This is a genomic window from Rhodopirellula bahusiensis (genome assembly GCF_002727185.1).
GTDB lineage: Bacteria > Planctomycetota > Planctomycetia > Pirellulales > Pirellulaceae > Rhodopirellula > Rhodopirellula bahusiensis.
Genome location: NZ_NIZW01000060.1, coordinates 1 through 1,686 on the forward strand (window position 1 = coordinate 1; position 1,686 = coordinate 1,686).

A 1,686-nucleotide genomic window follows, 5' to 3' on the forward strand; every position below is an offset into this window, starting at 1 on the left:
GAGCCCATTGTTTTGCCAAGACCTGGCCATCGGAGAGCTTCAGGTCACCATCTTCGGTGAAGCCATCAATCGTCATGAGCCCTCCGTTATTCAGCCGCTTTTGTGACTTGTCCTTGCTTGCTTTTCGGTTCTTCGTGATACGGATTACATCCCCCGCAGCAAAACCTCTTTCCGTTTTTCGATAGAGCTCGAAAGTACCAGGAGAGTCAAGCGGTATTTCAACGTGCCGGCCCCAGGCAACGCCATTCACGGCTTTCTCACTGACCGATGTCACCTCAATTCGATCTCCAGGCCGGAACCCGCCTTTCCCCTTTGTGATGAACTCAACGACGTTCCCGGCTTCGTAGTTTCGAGGATCGCCGCGCTGAGCCTTGGTCAGCCGTTTGGACTGAAGCGTTTCGACCGAGTGATCAACTTGGTCAATCATGCCCCGCGATTTGAGTTCCGTTCTGGCAGCTTGGGTTGCGAGTTCCCGCTCCGCATGAGTCGGAGCGATGAGCAGGGTTGCTGCTTTGCTGCTGACCGAGTCAGCATAGTCTCTTGCCATGGCTCGGTACCGTTCCTCATCGTCGTCGATCTCCTGCACGAACCCAATTTCGCTCAACTTCTGGAGTCCCGCTGCAGCGTCTCCTTGGCTGAGTAGGGTGACTGCCTGACGGTAGTCCTCTTTTTCCTGGCGGCGAATGGTCTGGATCTCCAGCGGCTTGATCCCAGCTTGCTTTTCCAGCAAACGGAACGGTGAGCCTGCAGTCACTGGTTGATGCTGCTTTCCATCACCGCTGAGGATCAGCCGAGAATCCAGCCGGTCGGCAAGCCTTGTGAGCCGAGTCAGGTCGCGCGTCCCAATGAGCGCTCCTTCATCAACCCAAATCACCCCTTCTCTGGACTCCTCCTGCATCTGCTTGTCGACCAAGAATCGGGCAAGCGTATGAGCATCGAGTCCTTCTTGTTTGCCGAGCACGTCGTGAGCCGTTTGGGCCATTGGAGCGAGGACCGTGACGTGTTTACCCCCGTTCTCAATGGCTTCGATTGTTTCTTGCATGACCGTTGTCTTGCCGCTACCTGCCACCCCGCGAATGATCGCCACACGGTCATGTGAATTGAGCACGCCGTGGATGACCTCCTTTTGCTCGTCGGAGAGCCACGCTCGCTTGATTTGGTGCTGACTAGCCAGGGGATCGTATTCGCCCTTGCCTCTCCTTGCAAAGCTCAGCATGGCGCGCTCGTCGCCGAGTATTTCACGAGTCGTGACGAGTGTCTTCTCCTCTTCCCCACTGCGGATCAATGGCCTGGACTGTACCTCATGGCACATTTCATTCGGTGAGGCGACGCCGATGGCTCGCAAGATCGCATGACGCATCAATTGACGCTCCCGAACAACGGAGTCTCGCTCAAAGCAGTGTTCAATCGCAAAATCCGCCGCCTGACTCGCGGAGGTCTTCTCCTTTGCCGGCAGGATTTCCTTCCCCGCCAGTTGCTGAAATTGCCTTCGCTCTTCCGGTGAGAGAAGGCTTTTCCATTTTACCGGTAGCTCTGCTGCCGGGACTGTGTTGGATGCTTTCTTATCCCGCGTCTGTGCTCCCAAACGCCCTTTCTCATCCGCATCGGTGATACCGCGTTTTTCAGCCTCCGCTTCAATCAGTGCCGTCCGACGGCTGAACTTTTCGATGGTGGGGCGTGTGATCC

Annotated in this window: 1 protein-coding gene; it reads right to left on the reverse strand. The window is 56.2% G+C overall.

The window, feature by feature from the left end; translation table 11 throughout:
• A partial coding sequence (locus CEE69_RS31715; protein ID WP_099264493.1) for an AAA family ATPase occupies positions 1 to 1,686 on the reverse strand: 1,686 nt, incomplete at both ends.